The sequence below is a fragment of the Celeribacter baekdonensis genome (assembly GCF_003047105.1).
Classification (GTDB): domain Bacteria; phylum Pseudomonadota; class Alphaproteobacteria; order Rhodobacterales; family Rhodobacteraceae; genus Celeribacter; species Celeribacter baekdonensis_B.
The window spans coordinates 31,596-48,038 of sequence record NZ_CP028474.1 but is presented as its reverse complement, the minus strand read 5'-3'; the positions used below and the strand labels follow the sequence as shown (position 1 = coordinate 48,038).

At 60.6% G+C, this 16,443-nt stretch carries 14 protein-coding genes and 1 pseudogene; 9 read left to right on the top strand and 6 right to left on the bottom strand.

The features are described from left to right. Window positions 1-9: 9 nt before the first annotated feature. Window positions 10-2,364 (bottom strand): heavy metal translocating P-type ATPase, encoded by a 2,355-nt coding sequence (locus tag DA792_RS02795; protein WP_009573588.1) that lies wholly within the window; start codon window positions 2,362-2,364, stop codon window positions 10-12. A 182-nt stretch (window positions 2,365-2,546) separates the two neighbouring features. On the opposite strand from DA792_RS02795, the gene DA792_RS02790 reads away from it, so the two are divergent. Next, on the top strand, window positions 2,547-2,831 hold the full coding sequence (locus DA792_RS02790; protein WP_107718016.1) for a hypothetical protein: 285 nt from the start codon (window positions 2,547-2,549) through the stop codon (window positions 2,829-2,831). Window positions 2,832-2,856: 25 nt separating this feature from the next. Here DA792_RS02790 and DA792_RS02785 read toward each other — a convergent pair whose 3' ends face one another. The 4 genes and pseudogenes from DA792_RS02785 to DA792_RS02770 form a co-directional block, all read right to left on the bottom strand. After that, on the bottom strand, window positions 2,857-3,522 hold the full coding sequence (locus DA792_RS02785) for a L,D-transpeptidase (protein WP_107718014.1): 666 nt from the start codon (window positions 3,520-3,522) through the stop codon (window positions 2,857-2,859). 328 nt (window positions 3,523-3,850) lie between these two features. After that, window positions 3,851-4,474 (bottom strand): transmembrane anchor protein, encoded by a 624-nt coding sequence (locus DA792_RS02780; protein ID WP_107718012.1) that lies wholly within the window; start codon window positions 4,472-4,474, stop codon window positions 3,851-3,853. A 16-nt stretch (window positions 4,475-4,490) separates the two neighbouring features. Next, window positions 4,491-5,232: pseudogene (locus DA792_RS02775) on the bottom strand (HupE/UreJ family protein). A gap of 44 nt (window positions 5,233-5,276) precedes the next feature. After that, window positions 5,277-5,633 (bottom strand): hypothetical protein, encoded by a 357-nt coding sequence (locus tag DA792_RS02770; RefSeq protein ID WP_096807349.1) that lies wholly within the window; start codon window positions 5,631-5,633, stop codon window positions 5,277-5,279. 84 nt (window positions 5,634-5,717) lie between these two features. On the opposite strand from DA792_RS02770, the gene DA792_RS02765 reads away from it, so the two are divergent. Together DA792_RS02765 and DA792_RS02760 are read left to right on the top strand one after the other, a co-directional pair. Beyond that, window positions 5,718-5,978, top strand: coding sequence for a metal-sensing transcriptional repressor (locus tag DA792_RS02765; protein ID WP_096807345.1), 261 nt, complete (start codon window positions 5,718-5,720; stop codon window positions 5,976-5,978). Window positions 5,979-5,986: 8 nt separating this feature from the next. Then, window positions 5,987-7,306 (top strand): MFS transporter, encoded by a 1,320-nt coding sequence (locus DA792_RS02760; protein ID WP_107718010.1) that lies wholly within the window; start codon window positions 5,987-5,989, stop codon window positions 7,304-7,306. Window positions 7,307-7,479: 173 nt separating this feature from the next. Here DA792_RS02760 and DA792_RS02755 read toward each other — a convergent pair whose 3' ends face one another. Then, the gene (locus DA792_RS02755; protein ID WP_107718009.1) at window positions 7,480-8,547 is read right to left on the bottom strand and encodes a hypothetical protein; all 1,068 of its coding nucleotides are present in this window, start codon (window positions 8,545-8,547) and stop codon (window positions 7,480-7,482) included. A gap of 226 nt (window positions 8,548-8,773) precedes the next feature. On the opposite strand from DA792_RS02755, the gene DA792_RS02750 reads away from it, so the two are divergent. The 6 genes from DA792_RS02750 to DA792_RS02725 all read left to right on the top strand — a co-directional run bounded on the left by DA792_RS02750 (window position 8,774) and on the right by DA792_RS02725 (window position 16,243). Continuing rightward, window positions 8,774-9,655 carry a recombinase family protein gene (locus DA792_RS02750; protein WP_074646405.1) on the top strand — a complete coding sequence of 294 codons (882 nt, stop codon included), beginning with the start codon at window positions 8,774-8,776 and terminating at the stop codon, window positions 9,653-9,655. Window positions 9,656-9,789: 134 nt separating this feature from the next. Further along, entirely contained in the window at window positions 9,790-10,983 is a 1,194-nt protein-coding gene (gene repA / locus DA792_RS02745) for a plasmid partitioning protein RepA (RefSeq protein WP_074646406.1), read from the top strand. After that, window positions 10,967-11,896: a plasmid partitioning protein RepB gene (gene repB / locus DA792_RS02740; RefSeq protein ID WP_074646407.1), complete on the top strand. Its 930-nt coding sequence runs from the start codon at window positions 10,967-10,969 to the stop codon at window positions 11,894-11,896. Before repA ends, repB begins: the two co-directional genes overlap by 17 nt. 213 nt (window positions 11,897-12,109) lie before the next feature. Then, a complete protein-coding gene (repC, locus tag DA792_RS02735) occupies window positions 12,110-13,321 on the top strand; it encodes a plasmid replication protein RepC (protein WP_074646408.1) in 1,212 nt (403 codons plus the stop codon). A 180-nt stretch (window positions 13,322-13,501) separates the two neighbouring features. Beyond that, the gene (locus tag DA792_RS02730; RefSeq protein ID WP_074646409.1) at window positions 13,502-15,670 is read left to right on the top strand and encodes a ParB/RepB/Spo0J family partition protein; all 2,169 of its coding nucleotides are present in this window, start codon (window positions 13,502-13,504) and stop codon (window positions 15,668-15,670) included. Between the two features lie 99 nt (window positions 15,671-15,769). Continuing rightward, the gene (locus DA792_RS02725) at window positions 15,770-16,243 is read left to right on the top strand and encodes a hypothetical protein (RefSeq protein WP_074646410.1); all 474 of its coding nucleotides are present in this window, start codon (window positions 15,770-15,772) and stop codon (window positions 16,241-16,243) included. Window positions 16,244-16,443: the final 200 nt, after the last annotated feature.

Sequence of the window (16,443 nt, the reverse complement as noted above, 5' to 3'; positions counted from 1 at the left end):
GCTGCGTGATCAATGTCCGTGGGCAAGCGCGGCCTTTGCCATCTGTGGGCCAACCTGCTCACCGCCGGACGGCGGCGCCTTGGCCTCTTGGCTGTTCAGCAGGCGCAGGGCATTGGCCACCACCAGCAATGACACTCCTACGTCGGCTGCAATCGCGCCCCACATCGATGCCAGTCCGAACGCGGTAGCGACAACGAAAACGCCCTTGGTCGCCAAGGAAATACCGATGTTCTGATGAATGATCGACATTGTCCGGCGCGAATGACCGATCAGCCAAGGCACCTTGCCGAGATCGTCGGTCATCAGGGCTATATCCGCCGTCTCGATTGCCGCGTCCGAACCAACGGCACCCATTGCGATGGCGTAATGCGCGCGCGCCATGGCCGGGGCGTCGTTGACCCCGTCGCCGATCATGGCCACCATGTCATGCGTTTCGACCAGTTCTTCGATGGCAGTCACCTTGTCTTCGGGCAGAAGCTCGGCACGGACCTCGTCGATGCCGACCTCGGCTGCAACAGCGTGCGCTGTCCGCTCGTTATCACCGGTCAGCATGACGATGGTCTTCACACCCTGCGCGTGGAGCTGCGCCACGATGCCTTTGGCATCCGGGCGGATACGGTCGCGCAATTCCAAGATGCCGGTGACACCGGTGTCGTCGCCCACGGCAACAAGGGTGCTGCCAGCCCCTTCGATGCGGTCGCGCAAATCCTTCGGAATGGCGTCGCCGAAACCCTTCTCCGCGGCAAACCGGTCCGACCCCAGCCAGATCGACCGGCCGTCTGTGCGTCCTTCAAGTCCCCTGCCCGGAACGGTTCGGGTATCTTCCGCGGCGGATACCTTGATGCCGTCGGCTTCTGCCCGCGCAAGAATGGCGCGCGCCAAGGGATGCGAGGAACGTGCCTCCAGCCCAGCGGCGAGGGTCATCAGATCTTGCGCCGAAGCCCCGCCCAGCGGATGCACCGCCGCCACTTCGGGCTCGCCCATTGTGATTGTGCCGGTCTTGTCCATGGCCAGCGCGGTGGTCCGACCCGGTGCCTCGACATAGGCACCACCCTTGATGAGTACGCCCGCCCGCGCCGAAGCGGTGAGCGCCGCGACGATGGAGACAGGAGTCGAGATGACCAGAGCGCATGGGCAGGCGATCACCAGCAGCACGAGTGCATTGTAGAACCAATAATCCCAGGCTCCACCGAAAATGAGCGGCGGCAGCAGGGCAATTGCGATGGCGAGCGCCATGACGATAGGCGTGTAGATGCAGGCGAACTTCGCCACCCACTGCTCCACCGGCGCGCGGCGGGCATGGGCGTCACCGACCATGCGGATGATCTTGGCCAACACGGTATCCGAGGCGGCCTTCGTGGCGCGCACCGTCAGTGTGCCTTCGCCGTTGATCGTACCGGCATAGACTTCGTCGCCCCGTTCCTTTGGGACCAGCGCACTCTCTCCGGTGATTGGCGCCTGATCGACGGCCCCTGCCCCATCGACAACCTCACCATCCAATGGGATGCGGTCTCCGCCGCGCACGACGAAACGTGCGTTGATAGCAACCGCAGAAGCCGGAACGTCCGCTTCTGAGCCGTCATCATTAAGAACTCTTGCCGTCGGCGGCGCCAGGTCGAGCAGAGCTGAAACCGCATTCCTCGCACGCCCGACGCTCCAGCTTTCGAGGTAGAGCGAGAGCGAGAAGAAGAACGCGACTGTCGCCGCCTCGAAAAATTCGCCAAGCCCGATGGCACCGGCCACGGCGACCACCATGAGCAGGTTCATGTCGGGCGACAGCCGCTGAGCGGACGACCATGCCTTGGGTGCCACGAGCCAGACACCGAACAGGATCGCAACCGCGAACAGCCCTGCCTCGACCAGTGGCATCGGCGCTTCGCCGTGACCCGCGAAGAGGCCGAGCGCCCCGCCCATGCCGGTCTCGATGATGTGCCACAGAAATCCCGCGGCCCAGAAGCCTCCACTGAGCGCCGTAAACAGCCGCTGTCTTGCAAGATGGGCCGCCTGGTCGACCGACGCGTTCTCGGCATCCCAGGGCTTGGCGGTCATGCCGGTGCTTGCCACCAGTTCTGCAATTTCGCCGTCCGATACACTGCTGGCGCTGTCGAGAATAGTCATCCGTCCATTGATCACGTCGAACGCGAGATGCTCGGCTCCACCGATCTTCGGACCGACCACCTTGTTCAGGATTGCTACCTCCTCGGCACAATCGAGGCCGGATACCTGAAAACTGCGCCCGCCCGATGGCGCGGGCGTCGTCGGAACGATGTCGCCGCACGTTCCGGCGCCCCCGCAGCAGCTGCCGCCGCTTGTCTGGGCATCTTCGGCGTGATCGTGGTCGTGACGATGGGTGTCGGACGGCATGAATGGACCTCTGGATTCGGGTGCTTTACCATGACATAACCCCTACAGTAGCTAGAGCTTCAAGAGCAAAATACGGTGGTATTTCAGTTTGCTTTATTGCTAGAGGATGCAGTGACCGGCTCTATCACGCCTTTAAGCATGAACAGCCGCTGCAAAGAAAAACAGTCACGAAAGGAAGCTTGATGCGGGTTATGATGCTGAAGCAAAAAATTATGGTCGCAGTGGCGTTGTCGCTTACGGCCGGGTGCGCAGTCCAGCCGACTGGGCCGGGCGACGCGGCAGACCAGCGGGGCAACGTTCCCGAAGCTGTGATTGCATTGGCTGCCCCGGATCAGGATGTTGCAACCGCGCGCTTGGTACCGGAAGACGGGTGCTACTGGTACGAACACAGCGGCCCCGTTGAAACGACCCTGCTGCCGCTGCGAACGGCGAACGGCAATCGTATCTGCACCCCTCGCGAAACTTAACTACGTTTGCCGACCGCTGCTTGGCTTAGCTGCGGGCAGTGACGCTGTCCTCTGCCGAGTAAAGATAGGCCGTAGAGCCGGTCTCGACGTTCGGGTAAAGGTCATTGATATGGGCCATGACCATCCGTACGCAGCCCGAACTTGCGCGGCCACCGATACTCCGTGGGCTCGGAGTGCCATGGATGCGCAGAAGGGTATCGCGATCCCCGACGTAGAGATACAGCGCCCTTGATCCAAGCGCGTTTTCCGGTCCGGGTTCCATGCCATCGGCAATATCAGCATAAAGTTCGGGGTCGCGATTGATCATGCTCTGTGTCGGTTGCCAGTGCGGCCACCTGACCTTGCGCTTGATGGTATAGACACCCGGCTCGTAGAGGTTCCCCCGCGCGATCGCCACGCCGTAGCGCATCGCGGTCCCACCCTCTTCAATGTGGTAGAGATATCGCGCGACCGCATCGACATGGATATCTCCCGGCACGAGACCGTCGTTCGCGACTACACGTTGCGGTAGGAACCGCGGGTGCAATCCCCATGGGTTGGAAGTCTCGGCAACATAATCCTGAGGCGTCACCTGTGCGTCCCACGCAGCCTTCTGCGCCTCGGTTGGCCAACTGTCGGCAAAAGCCACGCCGGGAACGGTCACCGAAAATAGCGCCGTTGTTGTCTGGATGAAGTGTCGTCTTGTCAGCATTTCGTACCCTTTCGGTTCCCGCCGGCGATTGATGGCAAGAACGGCATGTGTTCACTTTCAGTAGATAAGACTTCTAGTAGCTAGAGGTTCAAGGGAATATTTATGTGAACAAGTCGGCGGTCCTTTCAGGCTTAGAGCGCCTGCTACGGTTGCACTTTGTATCAACTGACAAGCTACTCTCGTTGGGCCAGATCTGGTCTGCGCAACAACGCGCTTCTGTTTCGAGAACTCAAAACCTTCATCGCTGTGATTTGCGCAGAACTGGCCGCCCGCCTAAATGAGTAGGGGCCACCAACTCCACACGATTCGGCAGTGGTAGCCCCTGAGTTCAACTGGCGTCTTTGAATTCGGCATATTCACCGCGAACCTGAACGGTCACGGTGGCGGGCTCGCTGTCGCGGTTGCGCCAGAACCAGCCGTGTTCGCCGTCGAACGCGGCGACGATCTCGCCTGCGTCGCCAGTGGAGCCGCGGCTCTTATCATAGGTCACCGACTGACCGCCGCCATGGCCATGCATATCGAAGTTCACGCGACCGCCTTCGACAAAAATCCGGTATTCGACCGTCTGGCCTTCTTCCATCACCAGCTTCCATTCGGCACTGTCACCAGGTGCTAGAGTAAAGGTTATCTCATCGCGCCAGACTTCGACTTCTTGCGCGTGTGCCGCGCCGACGAAGAGCCCGAAAATATCGTTCATCAGGCTCGACTGTTCCTCTGCCTCAAGCTCCATCAGCCTGTCGGCCTCGGCCTCTTCCGCGAGCTGGGTCTTGATCTCGCCCATTTCCGCCAGTCCAAGGACTCCACCGATCCCGGTCGGGTCGATGTTGTATTCAGCGGGCAACACGACGGTCACGAGGATCGCGACGGCGCTGGCGGCCGCGATGGCGGTGGAACGGATCAGCTGCGCGGAGCTTCGCAGTTCTTCGAGGCTCGGTTTTTCTGCGTTGAACATTTTGGTCTCCAATTTCTCAGGTGGCTACGAAATAGCCGGTGATTTGCAAGCCCATCAGGATGAAGCCCATGGACATCATGACGACGTTGGCGGTGTAGGCTTGGCGGAAGAAGTTCGGGGACTTCCGCCAGTAGCCCGTGACGATGAGGATCATGGCGAGCGCCAGAAGCTGACCGATCTCGACGCCCACGTTGAACGCCAGCAGGTTGGCCAGAAGTCCGTCCGAGGCGATCTCGTAGTCGAGGATCTTGGTGGCCAGGCCAGTGCCGTGGAAGAAGCCGAAGATCAGCGTCGCGGCCTTGGTGTTGGGTTGGAACCCGAACCAGCGCTGGTAGGCGTCGAGATTGCCGAGCGCCTTGTAGACGACCGACAGGCCGATTATGGCGTCGATGATTTAGGCATTTATGCCCCATCCGAACCAGACGCCCGCCAGCATCGTGGTCGAATGCCCGAGGGCGAAGAGGCTCACATAGATGCCCACGTCCTTCATCCTGTAGAGGAAGAAGACGACGCCAAGCAGGAACAGGATGTGGTCGTAACCCGTCACCATGTGTTTGGCACCGAGATACATGAAGGGAATGATGTTTACCCCCAGATTTCCTGGATGTAGCCCGCGTCACCTTCGGTGACGTTATGGGCAAGCGCGTGGCCCGCACTGAGATAAGCGCTGACAGCGTAATGAAGGACAGGATCACGATCCGGCGTATGCCGGGATCGGTCCAGCCCGATGGACTGTAGTCATGGATTGAACTCCGCATATGTGTTGATGATCGAATGAAACGCGCCGATAGCGCGCGGTCGATCAGACGCGCGGAGGTCGTTCGATCTGGTCGATCCGTAGCGTATTCGCTGTGGCTGAACTCAGCCACCATGCCGTCCTGTAGATATCGAGCGGCTGCGGCGACAGATCGGGGCGAGGCACAACCGCCTGGCTGTGGTCGTGATCGATACTGTCGTGGCTGTGCCCGTGCATGGCCCAAGCCAGGTCTTCTTCCAAACCGTGCGAATGCCCGTGCTCGGCGATCATCTCCGCGTGCTCCTGAAGCACATCGATGATCGCGGGAGCGTGCGAGGTTGTAGGCATCACCGACCAGACAAGAATGGCCGCGCAGAGAAGGGTCGCGAAAGCCGCCTTTCCGATTGTCCGTAAACTTGTCATCAACTCTGCCTGCCCGCTCGTCGCTCGCGTGCTGCGTCGCGGCACCATCTTGTTCTATACGCCAGGGGAAGATAAGCCTTTCATATGACAGATTCCCCGGTTCATGCAAGTCATCCCGCCCTCGTCGCCCGGCTGAAACGTGCTGACGGCCACCTGCGCGCCGTGATCGAGATGATCGAGGCAGGCAAGCCCTGCCTCGAAATCGCCCAACAGATGCAGGCGGTCGAAAAGGCTATCACGAACGCCAAGCGGGCGCTGATCCATGACCATATGGATCATTGCCTGGACGTCGAGGGGTCCGAAACGGATCGTGCCGAACTGCGGACGATTGCCCGCTATCTCTGAGGCTCGCCATGCTCGATATCCTTTCCGACCGCACCTACCGTCATCTGTTTCTGGCGCAGATCGTGGCGCTTCTGGGAACCGGACTCGCAACGGTCGCGCTCGGTCTGCTGGCCTTCGATCTTGCAGGCGACGGGGCCGCGCTGGTGCTGGGCACGGTCTTCACCATCAAGATGGTGGCCTATGTGGGCATCGCCCCCATCGCCGGGGCCTTCGCGGACCGGGTGCCGCGCCGCGCGCTGCTGGTGACGCTTGATCTGGTGCGGGCGGGTGTCGCGCTGGCATTGCCCTTCGTGACCGAGGTCTGGCAGGTCTATGTGCTGATCTTCCTGCTGCAATCGGCCTCCGCCGCCTTCACGCCGACCTTTCAGGCGACGATCCCGGACGTTCTGCCCGAAGAGGCGCGCTATACCCGCGCGTTGTCGCTGTCACGGCTGGCCTACGATCTGGAGAACATCGTCAGTCCGACCTTGGCCGCACTTCTGCTCGCGGTGATGTCCTACAGTTCGCTTTTCCTCGGAACGGTCGCAGGTTTTACCGCCTCGGCCCTCCTGGTCGTCTCGGTGCTGCTGCCGAGCCCCCGTCCATCCGAGCCCCGCGGCGTCTATCACCGCACCACGCGCGGCATCCGCATCTATCTTGCCACGCCCCGCCTTCGCGGGCTCCTGGCGCTGAATCTTGCGGCAGCAGCGGCGGGGGCGATGGTGCTGGTCAATACCGTCGTTCTGGTGCGCGGAGAGCTCGGCCTGTCCGAGAGTGCACTGGCCTGGACGATGTTCGCCTTCGGTGCGGGCTCCATGACGGCCGCTCTGGCTTTGCCGCGTGTTCTGGATGCACTGCCGGACCGGCCTGTGATGTTCGGTGGCGCGCTGCTGATGGTGGCGACACTTCTGGGGCTGGGAATGACGGTCCTCGTAGCCGGGCTCGGCTGGTCGATCCTTCTGGCAGCCTGGTTGCTGGTGGGACTTGGGTATTCCGCCGTCCTCACCCCTTCGGGCCGCTTGCTGCGCCGTTCCGCCCATGCCGGAGACCGCCCGGCACTCTTCGCAGCGCAATTCGCGCTGTCGCACGCCTGCTGGCTGGTGACCTATCCATTGTCGGGTTGGATGCTGACGGTCTATGGCGTCATTCCCGCGCTGGCCGGACTGGCCCTCCTCGCTGGCATTGGAATGCTTGTTGCATTGAAGCTCTGGCCCGCAAACGATCCTGTCGAGGTAGAGCATACCCACGACAATCTGCCGCTTGATCACCCCCATCTGCAAGGGCATCGCAGGCACAGCCACGCCTTGATCATCGACGAGAGCCATCCCAGCTGGGCCACGCATTTCTAAGTTGTGGATCAAGGCCAAGACAGGACGCAGGCAAGTTTACTTTCTCCCTTATGGACAGCCATCAACCACGTAAGATTGGTCTTCATGGGCTCGATGCGTGAATCTCTACAAGCGTAGCGTACGGCTGTTTTGACCTAAACGTAAATTTTTGTCCTCCGGACGACGAGCTAAACCTAAGTTGCAAGCCGCCACATCCGGAATCGCCCTTGCCCTGTCACCTCGCATATCAGGCCTCGCATTTCCATCCAGGCAAGGTTGCGCTGGACGGCGGCACGGCTGGCGCCTGTCAGGGCCTCGGCCATCGGGGCCGAAACGAGCGGCCATTCGGTCAGCACAGCGCGCAAGGAAGGGGGTGTCTTGCCTGAAAGCGGCGTCATCTCGGCCTCCGCCCGCGCAGCCCAAGCTTCGATATCGTCAAGGTGCCGCATCGCTGTCAGGCATGCCGTCTCGATGCCGTCGAGCCAACGCGCGAGACGGTCGACCGGTAGACCACCGGCTCGTAGCCCCCCTGCCCCGCCCATTGCCAGAGGCGCAAAGACTGCTCCCTTGCCCTCGCTGGCCGCGATCCGCGCAGCTGTGACTGCCGCCTCCATTCGATCGCCTTGCTGCCCGAGTCCCGCGAGGCTCCAGAGGTGAAAGCCCAAGCAAGCACGGGTGATCGGGTGCAACTCGGAGGCTTGCGCCGTCAGATCCAGCCAACCGCCTGCGCGATCCGCAAACGGTTCGGCCGCATCGGCGAGGTTCTCGGGGTCGCGGCGGTCAAGGAAGGCGGAAAGGTCTACCTCCGGTCCCGGCCCACCGGTTAGCCGCCGCACCGCCCAACCGACACGCGCGAGCGCGGCGGTGTCGTCCTGTACCCCTAACAGGCGCATGGAGATCCAGAGCGCCAGCCTATCCGGTCCAATGCGGTCGCCCGCGAACCAACTCAGATCGGCAGCCTCGATCAGGGCCAGCCTGTGGCGCCAACCCTCTGGCCCGCGCCGCAGCCTATCATCAAGCGCGCCGAGCCGACCTGCGGCGCGGGCGAGACGCGCGGCTTGGCCCGCCTCTGCTTTCCGCCAATCGTCGAGGACTTCGGTTTCACACGGTTCGGCCCGTGGTCCGGGCGGCAAATAATCCGGTTCCTCTTCCATCGGACCGGGCAGAAACCACAGATCGTCCTCAGACGCCTCTTCCACCTCCTCACCGTCGAGGATGAGAGCATCATATTCATCATGTAAGACAGGCGCTTGAGGCTTCATATATGCAAAATATCTAAGTTTTGCATCTTACCCAAGGGTTTTGTCAGAGTGCACTCACGCACCTTATATAGCACGCGCAGGCGATGGTCGGCGAGGGCTCTGTGATCGCGCTCAGTGTATGGAAACCAACGGCTTTTCGTTGAGCAGGGTCACAGAGAGCGCCATTGCATTCGTTTACAAACGGTCGTTTATTGGTGGTACATAAAATTGCAAACGGCCCAGTTTCATGCCGCTGATTGGCTATGCGCGCGTCTCCACCGAGGATCAGACCCCCCTGCCCCAGTCTGAGGCACTGCAGTCTGCGGGATGCGCCGAGATTTTTGAAGAGCACGCCTCGGGCGGCAACCGCGCGCGGCCCGTGCTTGCACGTGTGCTGGAGCGGATTGGCAAGGGCGACACGCTGGTCGTCGTGCGGATCGACCGGCTTGCGCGGTCTTTGTCGCACCTACTTGAAGTGATCGAAAGACTGGAAGGCAAGGGGGCGTTCTTCCGCTCGCTCCAGGACCCGATCGACACTGCGTCGCCCCAGGGCAAGTTCACGTTGCAGGTTCTGGGCGCTGCGGCTGAGTTCGAACGCGCTCTGATCCGCGAGCGTACCAAAGCCGGACTTGCCTCGGCACGCTCAAAGGGCCGCGTAGGCGGCAACCCAGGTCTTCGCGCCAAGGACCCTGAAGCGCTGCGCAAGGTGCGGCTGGCGCGACAGGACGGCTACATGGAGCGCTTGAACGAAACTGCGCAGGATTGGGTGCCCCATGTGCGCCGTTTGCGCCCCGATATGGCTTGGGAAGACGTCCTGCGGATCATCAATGGCCCCCTGCCCCATGATCGGCGCTGGACGCAAAGCCGCCTGCTCCGCGCCGTGAAGGCATACGTGGTGGACGGATTCCTGCCTGCTGAAGTGCTTGGACGCGCTGGACGTCGCGAAACCGACGATCGCCTGCCTGCGATTGTCGCCGCAATCAAAGGTGCTGACCCGGAGATCACCTTGCAGGCAATCTGCGACCGACTGGAATCCATGCGTGAGCGCACCCCTCGCGGTCGCACCAGCTGGCAGCCTTCCTCAGTCAGAATGCTGCTGGAGCGTGCTGAAAAGCTGGGGCTCCTCTGAGGATCACACTTGTGTTGGCCTAACCGATTGCCACTAAATCTAGAAAGTGCTTGCACGAATCTGGTTGGTCGGGCAATAGTCTCGAAAAATAACGCGCGGTCACATAAAAAACGCGCCCACGGATCGGGGCAGACATGAGCGAAGTAGAGCAGGATCTAGACATCGCCATCGGGCACTACGCGGAACTTCTCGCGTCGAACCTGCATGCTCAGCGCGCCGCACACTTCCCTCCGGATGCAAAGAAGGTGATGCGCACTTTGACCAGCGGTGAAGCTGCTGAGCTCCTTGGCGTCGACCATACCTATCTTCGGAAGCTTCATCGAGAAGGAAAGATCGTTGACGTTGAGACGACGGCTGGAAGTCATCGTCGCTATACGCTCGACGATATCTGGGAAATCCGGCAGACGCTTGAAGGAAACGCAAAAAAGTCTGGAACTTACGTGCCTGGGCGTCGCGACGGTGACGACCTTCAAGTTATTTCAGTGGTGAACTTCAAGGGCGGGTCCGGCAAAACGACGACGTCTGCTCACCTCGCTCAGCGCTTGGCGCTCAAGGGGTACAGGGTTCTTGCGATCGATCTCGACCCCCAAGCATCTCTTTCGGCTCTTCACGGAATCCAGCCAGAACTCGACCTTATGGAGGGCGGAACCCTCTATGATGCCGTTCGCTATGACGATCCGGTTCCGATCGCCGAAGTGATCCGCAAGACCTACATCCGCGGCCTTGATCTTATCCCGGGCAACCTTGAACTCATGGAGTTCGAGCACGAGACGCCTGCTGCTATCCAGCGAGGCGGAGCGAAAGCGTTCTTCGCGAGAGTTCATGACGCACTCGATAGTGTTGAAGCGAACTACGACGTTGTTGTGATCGACTGCCCGCCGCAGCTTGGTTTCTTGACGATGTCAGCACTTTCCGCGTCCTCGGGTGTTCTCGTGACGGTTCACCCGCAGATGCTTGACCTCATGTCGATGTCCCAATTCCTGCGAATGACTGCGGATCTCCTGGGAGTGATCAGGGATGCAGGCGCAAATCTGCGCTTCGATTGGCTGCGCTTTTTGCCAACGCGATACAAAGTCGGCGACGCGCCACAAACCGAAGTCATCGCTTTCATTCGCGGGCTGTTTGGGAGGTCCGTCCTGACCAATCACATGGTTGAATCGACCGCAATTTCTGATGCCGGCTTGACCAAGCAAACGCTCTATGAAGCTGACAAGAAGGACTTCACGCGTCAGACGTTTGATCGTGCGATCGAATCCATGAACGCAGTCAACGATGAGATCGCTGAAATCATCCAGAACACATGGGGGCGGAATGGCAAGAAAGCCTAAACTCGGCCTGCCGCTGCAGACCCTTCGCAACGCTCCTGACGCTCTTGAAGGGCGCCGACTGCGTGGCGGTGTATTTGAGATCGATCCGGCGCAGATTGTTACCGAAGGACGATTGGATGACAGGCTTCAGATTGAAGTTGAGGGCCTGAAGAACTCTATCTCCAAGAACGGTCAGCGTGTGCCTGTATTGGTCCGCCCACTTGAAGGCGATCGCTACAACCTGATCTATGGCCGCAGGCGCCTAGAAGCATGTCGCGAACTCGGTATCAAAGTTCGAGCCATCGTCACTGAAGTTGAGGGTGATCAAGCGCTTCGAGATCAGCTTCTCGAGAACCAAGAGCGTCGTGATCTGAGCTTTATTGAACGTGCGCTTGTGGCGACGGCGCTTCTGGACGGTGACCATTTGGAAGGGGCTGAGCGCACCAATCGAGGTGTCGCCGAAGTCCTTAACCTCCACGAAGCTGGGGTTTCACAGCTCTTGAGTGTCGTTCGGACGGTCGGCGAGGAACTCATCCAGGCAATTGGTGCGGCTCCCGGGATTGGTCGCCCGAGATGGGAAGAGCTCAAAAAGGCTTTGGGTGCCTACGACGGTGATCGAGACCAACTGCAAGCCGTAGCTCATGCAGCCAAGTCCGAAAGTTCCGGCTCGGTCGATGAGGTTTCTGAGCGCGCGTTTCTCGCAGTTCTGGCAGCTGCGAAGAGCCCAGAGAAGAAAGCAAACCCGTCTGGAAAGGGCGTGCCTACTGTGGCGATCCCCGGTGTCGGAGCTGCGACGGTCAAGACCGGCCGCCAAGGCAAGCAGCTTAAACTCGATCTGACTACGGATGAACCTGATTTTATCAGCTGGTTGGAGGGTAATGCCCCAAAGCTGATTACCGAGCTTCATGAGCGCTGGAAGCGTTCAGGAGACTGAGGAAGAGCAACCAACAAGAAGGAGGCACGATACAGGCAAAAAGAAAAAGGCCCCGAGAAGCTAGCTTCACGAGACCTTTGTAAGGTTTCGCACCGGGACCAGCCCGCTACAAAATCTCAGTTTTCGCACTTCTGAATGTAGCGTTCTGGCCCCTACCCCGCAAGCGCAAAGCGATTCGCGGGCCGTAGAAATTTTGCCTTCGTGAACGTTTTCATGGAGTACACACCGATTTCGCCGTTTATGCGGCCGATCTCGCACGCCCATCTGCGCGTGATCGAGCGACCCGATGCATCTGTTCCGGGCAGACCCGTCAACAAGTGGGAACTCCTGCGCGAGCTCTCCAAGGCGCAAGCGGCCTTTGGCGTGTCAGAACGTGATTTGACTGTTTTGCAGGGGCTCCTCAGCTTCTTTCCAGACGATGCACTTGGCGGGAACGCCGAGATGGTAGTCTTCCCCTCGAACAAGGCGATCTGTGAGCGCCTGAATGGTATGCCCTGCTCCACTATGCGTCGTCACCTCGCGCGTCTTGTCGAGGCTGGTTTGCTCCAGCGGCGTGATAGCCCCAATGGAAAGCGCTACGTCCGCAAGCACGGCGAAGAGCGCGTCGCCTTTGGCTTCGATCTTTCCCCGCTCTACTGCCAGTCCGAGGAGATAGCACGGGCCGCAGAGGCCGTACGTGAGGCTGAGGAGCGCGTCAGGCGTCTGAGAGAGGTTGTAAGCCTCATGCGGCGTGATCTCGCGGCCCTCGCAGAGTTCGGAGACGAGATGCAGCCAGGCCTAGGCATCTGGGACCAGCTTCGTGACAAAGCTATCCTCACAGCGCGCGCGCTTCGCCGCAAGCTTTCAATTGAGGACCTCGCGGCCTATCGAGCAGATCTTGAAGCTCTCCTCGATCAGGCACGCAACATCATTGATGGCTCTGAAACAGAAGAAATGAACACCAATGATGCTCGATCTGAGCGTCACCATCATAATTCAAATAAAGAATCTATAGATCTTGAACCTGCTTTAGAAAAAAGCGGGGCGGCGGCCGACGTGCCAGATGTGGACAGGAATGAGCCCGTGGCTGACGTCGATGAACAGGACACAAGACACTTGCCAAAGATCCCGCTGCACCTGGTGATCGCGGCATGTCCCTCGCTCAAGACCTTCTACCAAGGCGAAATCCGGCATTGGCACCAGCTTTTCGATGCGGCATGCCATGTGCGACCAGCCATGGGGATCAGTGCATCTGCATGGGAAGAAGCGCAGCGGTTCATGGGTCCGGAGCAAGCGTCGATCGTCGTTTCTGCCATGCTGGAACGCTTTGAGGACATCAGATCGCCTGGTGGATACTTGCGAGCTCTGACTGCCAAAGCTGTGGCCGGTGAGTTTTCCTGTGGGCCGATGGTCATGGCATTGATTGGGCGACGATCTGCAGCTTAACAGCTGTTAAGGTTGAGAGACTGCGTACTGTTCCGCCACCTCGGGATTGACGACTTAACAGCTGTTAAGGTCCGGTCTCGGGAGCGCCAGAACAGGAGAGGGAAAGGTTTGTTGGTTTGAGGGGTGACGGGAAGTGAGATCGGAAGAGTGGCTTCCGGCGCCCGTCGTGGAGAAGATTTGATGGCGAAATCTGCCCAGAAAGTCACCCTGTCCCCGTCCCGGGACATTCCCTTCGACAAGCTCGTGCTGAGCCAGTCCAACGTCCGGCGCATCAAGGCTGGCATCTCGGTCGAGGAACTGGCCGAAGACATCGCCCGCCGCGGGTTGCTGCAGAGCCTGAGCGTTCGGCCCGTTCTGGCGGATGATGGGTCCGAGACCGGTAAGTTCGAAATTCCCGCGGGCGGTCGCCGCTTTCAGGCCCTGTCTCTCCTCGTAAAGCAGAAACGCTTGGCCAAGACGACGCCCATTCCCTGCATTGTTCGGGATGCCAATTCCACCATCCTCGCCGAAGACGACTCGCTCGCTGAGAACATGCAGCGCGCTGCCTTGCATCCGCTCGATCAGTTCCGCGCCTTCGTGGCGCTTCGGGAGAAGGGTCAGGGCGATGAAGAGATCGCGGCCGCTTTCTTCGTCACGCCGCAGGTGGTCAAACAGCGCCTGAAACTCGCCGCCGTGGCCCCTGCCCTGCTTGAGCTTTATGCCGAGGATGAAATGACGCTGGAGCAGTTGATGGCCTTCACGGTCAATCCGGATCACGAGCGTCAGATTCAGGTCTGGGAGGCGATCAAGTCGTCCTGGAACAAGGAGCCCTATCAGATCCGGCGCATACTGACGGAAACCTCGGTGCGGGCCTCCGATCGTCGTGCCGTCTTTGTCGGCGTCGATGCCTATGAGGCTGCTGGCGGCACCATGTTGCATGACCTCTTCCAGGGCGATGACGGGGGCTGGCTGGAAGACCCTGCCCTGCTCGATCGTCTGGTCAGCGAGAAGCTTCAGGCTGAAGCCGAAGTCATAGCGACCGAAGGTTGGAAATGGATCGAGGTCTCGCTCGACCTGCCCTATGGCTACAGCCACGGCTTGCGGCGTCTCAACGGAGACCCGGCGCCGATGACGGATGACGAAGGCGCGGCCCATGCCAGGCTGCTTGCCGAATACCGAGCGCTCGAAGAGGAATACGAGGGCCAGGATGAATTCCCCGAAGAGATCGACGCGCGTCTTGGCGAGTTGGAAGTCGCGATGGAGAAGCTCGAGACCCGGCCGCTGATCTTCGACGCGGGGGAGATCGCGAGGGCAGGGGCGTTCGTGACGCTTGACCGTTATGGCGAGCTTGCCGTTTATCGGGGCTTTGTGCGGCCCGAGGATGAGCCAAAAACAGACGTCGACGTCCACAGCGGTGAACAGGCAGCAGACGGGCCGGGCGTGGAGCTTTCAACGGGGAGCAATGTGGACGGTATCGGCCACAGCACGGTGATCACCTCTGCTGGTCAAGCGCTTGGCGTCAACGTGCCCGACGACGAGGACGATGGTGCGTTGAAGCCCTTGCCTGAGCGGCTGGTCATGGAGTTGACGGCGCACCGGACAGTGGCACTGCGGGAAGCTGTCGGGCGCTCCCCCGACGTCGCGCTGACGCTGCTGCTCCTGAAGCTCGTGGGTGACACCTTCCAGACGTCCAGTTCGGCCGGCAGCTGCCTCGAGGCTTCGGTCCGTCACGTCTACATGTCGGCGCAGGCGAGCGATCTGAAGGACAGCGTGGTGGCCAAGCTGGTCGACGATCGCCACGCCGAGTGGGAGGCCGACTTGCCGCTCGGCGACGATGCCGCTCTCTGGGACTACCTGACCTCCCTTGATCAAGGGAGCCGGCTGTCGTTGCTCGCGCATTGCCTCAGCTTCGGGGTCAACGCGCTCCATGAGAAGGTGAACCCCTATGGTGCCGGTATCTCCGCCAGCGGGTTGACCAGGCGGATGACCCAGTCTGACTTGGTCGCCCAGGCGGTCGAACTCGACATGGTCGAGGCGGGTTGGCAGCCGACGGCCGATACCTACCTGAACCGCGTGCCCAAGGCCCGGATCCTCGAGGCCGTGCGTGAGGCGAAAGGGGAGGGGACGGCGCAACTCCTCGATCACCTGAAGAAGGGCGAGATGGCGAGTGAAGCCGAGCGTCTGCTGAAAGGCAGCGGCTGGTTGCCGGAGGTTCTGCGCCGTCACGATCTGGCAGCACTCGATGGCGCGGAAGGGCAGGGGGCGCCTGAGCTCGTTTCCGACGCTGAGCAAGCCGAAGATGTCGACCTTCCCGCCTTCCTCACCGCTGACCTGCCGAGCAATGAGGCATCGATGATAGCTGCGGAGTGATCTGCGCCATCCGAGGGCGGGGAAACCCGTCCTAGATCACATAAAATACAACAATATCAATATGATGAATGCAAAATCACGCATTCAGGATGAGGAATCATGTCTGCATCGACCATTCTCGACACCGCGCCGCTAGGGGCGCTCATTCGCTACACCGACAACAGTCCGAAACCACCTGCGCGTTTCACGAAGAAGCTCGCGGCCTGGGAACGCTCGAACGGCGTTGGCCGTCTCGTCAAGAAGGAGCCGCCGCGACCCTATCCGACCCGGGCGGCGCCGGCGTCGTTCACGCTGCACGAGGGGAACTTCTCTTCGGACGGAGTCATTCTCGTGACGATCATGCGAACGCATTCGGCTGACAGCGCCTTGACCTTCGAGGTCGCTGAGGAACCACAGCCCGGGCAGGTTCGCGTCCTTTTGGATTTCGGCGGTTGCACGGAGCTGCTCCACCTGGCCGAGTCTGTCACGGCTGCCGAGCTCTGGATCGCCAAAGAAGGCTATCGCAATGCGCGGCTGGAGATTGTCGGCGAAGAAGGCGCTGCTAGGGCAGGGGGCGCGGAGCTTGCCGCCTGAGCCTACGTAGAACCCACGGGGCCCGCCAAAGCGCGGGCCTCTCACCCATCACGACCCTGTCCCGCGAAATCGCGGAGCACCATAGGATCCAATCCAACACGGAAGGAGGTCTTCTACCAAATGTCTGCCGGGAGGCTGGCAGCGATAGCATCAGCGGGACACCCGGCTCCAGTCAGCGGTCGCACCATCCCCCGCTCGCC

Excerpts from the sequence above, each read along its gene's own strand:
- DA792_RS02795 (WP_009573588.1), bottom strand. The coding sequence starts at position 2,364 with ATGCCGTCCGACACCCATCGTCACGACCACGATCACGCCGAAGATGCC.
- DA792_RS02790 (WP_107718016.1), top strand. The coding sequence starts at position 2,547 with ATGCGGGTTATGATGCTGAAGCAAAAAATTATGGTCGCAGTGGCGTTG.
- DA792_RS02785 (WP_107718014.1), bottom strand. The coding sequence starts at position 3,522 with ATGCTGACAAGACGACACTTCATCCAGACAACAACGGCGCTATTTTCG.
- DA792_RS02780 (WP_107718012.1), bottom strand. The coding sequence starts at position 4,474 with ATGTTCAACGCAGAAAAACCGAGCCTCGAAGAACTGCGAAGCTCCGCG.
- DA792_RS02770 (WP_096807349.1), bottom strand. The coding sequence starts at position 5,633 with ATGACAAGTTTACGGACAATCGGAAAGGCGGCTTTCGCGACCCTTCTC.
- DA792_RS02765 (WP_096807345.1), top strand. The coding sequence starts at position 5,718 with ATGACAGATTCCCCGGTTCATGCAAGTCATCCCGCCCTCGTCGCCCGG.
- DA792_RS02760 (WP_107718010.1), top strand. The coding sequence starts at position 5,987 with ATGCTCGATATCCTTTCCGACCGCACCTACCGTCATCTGTTTCTGGCG.
- DA792_RS02755 (WP_107718009.1), bottom strand. The coding sequence starts at position 8,547 with ATGAAGCCTCAAGCGCCTGTCTTACATGATGAATATGATGCTCTCATC.
- DA792_RS02750 (WP_074646405.1), top strand. The coding sequence starts at position 8,774 with ATGCCGCTGATTGGCTATGCGCGCGTCTCCACCGAGGATCAGACCCCC.
- repA (WP_074646406.1), top strand. The coding sequence starts at position 9,790 with ATGAGCGAAGTAGAGCAGGATCTAGACATCGCCATCGGGCACTACGCG.
- repB (WP_074646407.1), top strand. The coding sequence starts at position 10,967 with ATGGCAAGAAAGCCTAAACTCGGCCTGCCGCTGCAGACCCTTCGCAAC.
- repC (WP_074646408.1), top strand. The coding sequence starts at position 12,110 with ATGGAGTACACACCGATTTCGCCGTTTATGCGGCCGATCTCGCACGCC.
- DA792_RS02730 (WP_074646409.1), top strand. The coding sequence starts at position 13,502 with ATGGCGAAATCTGCCCAGAAAGTCACCCTGTCCCCGTCCCGGGACATT.
- DA792_RS02725 (WP_074646410.1), top strand. The coding sequence starts at position 15,770 with ATGTCTGCATCGACCATTCTCGACACCGCGCCGCTAGGGGCGCTCATT.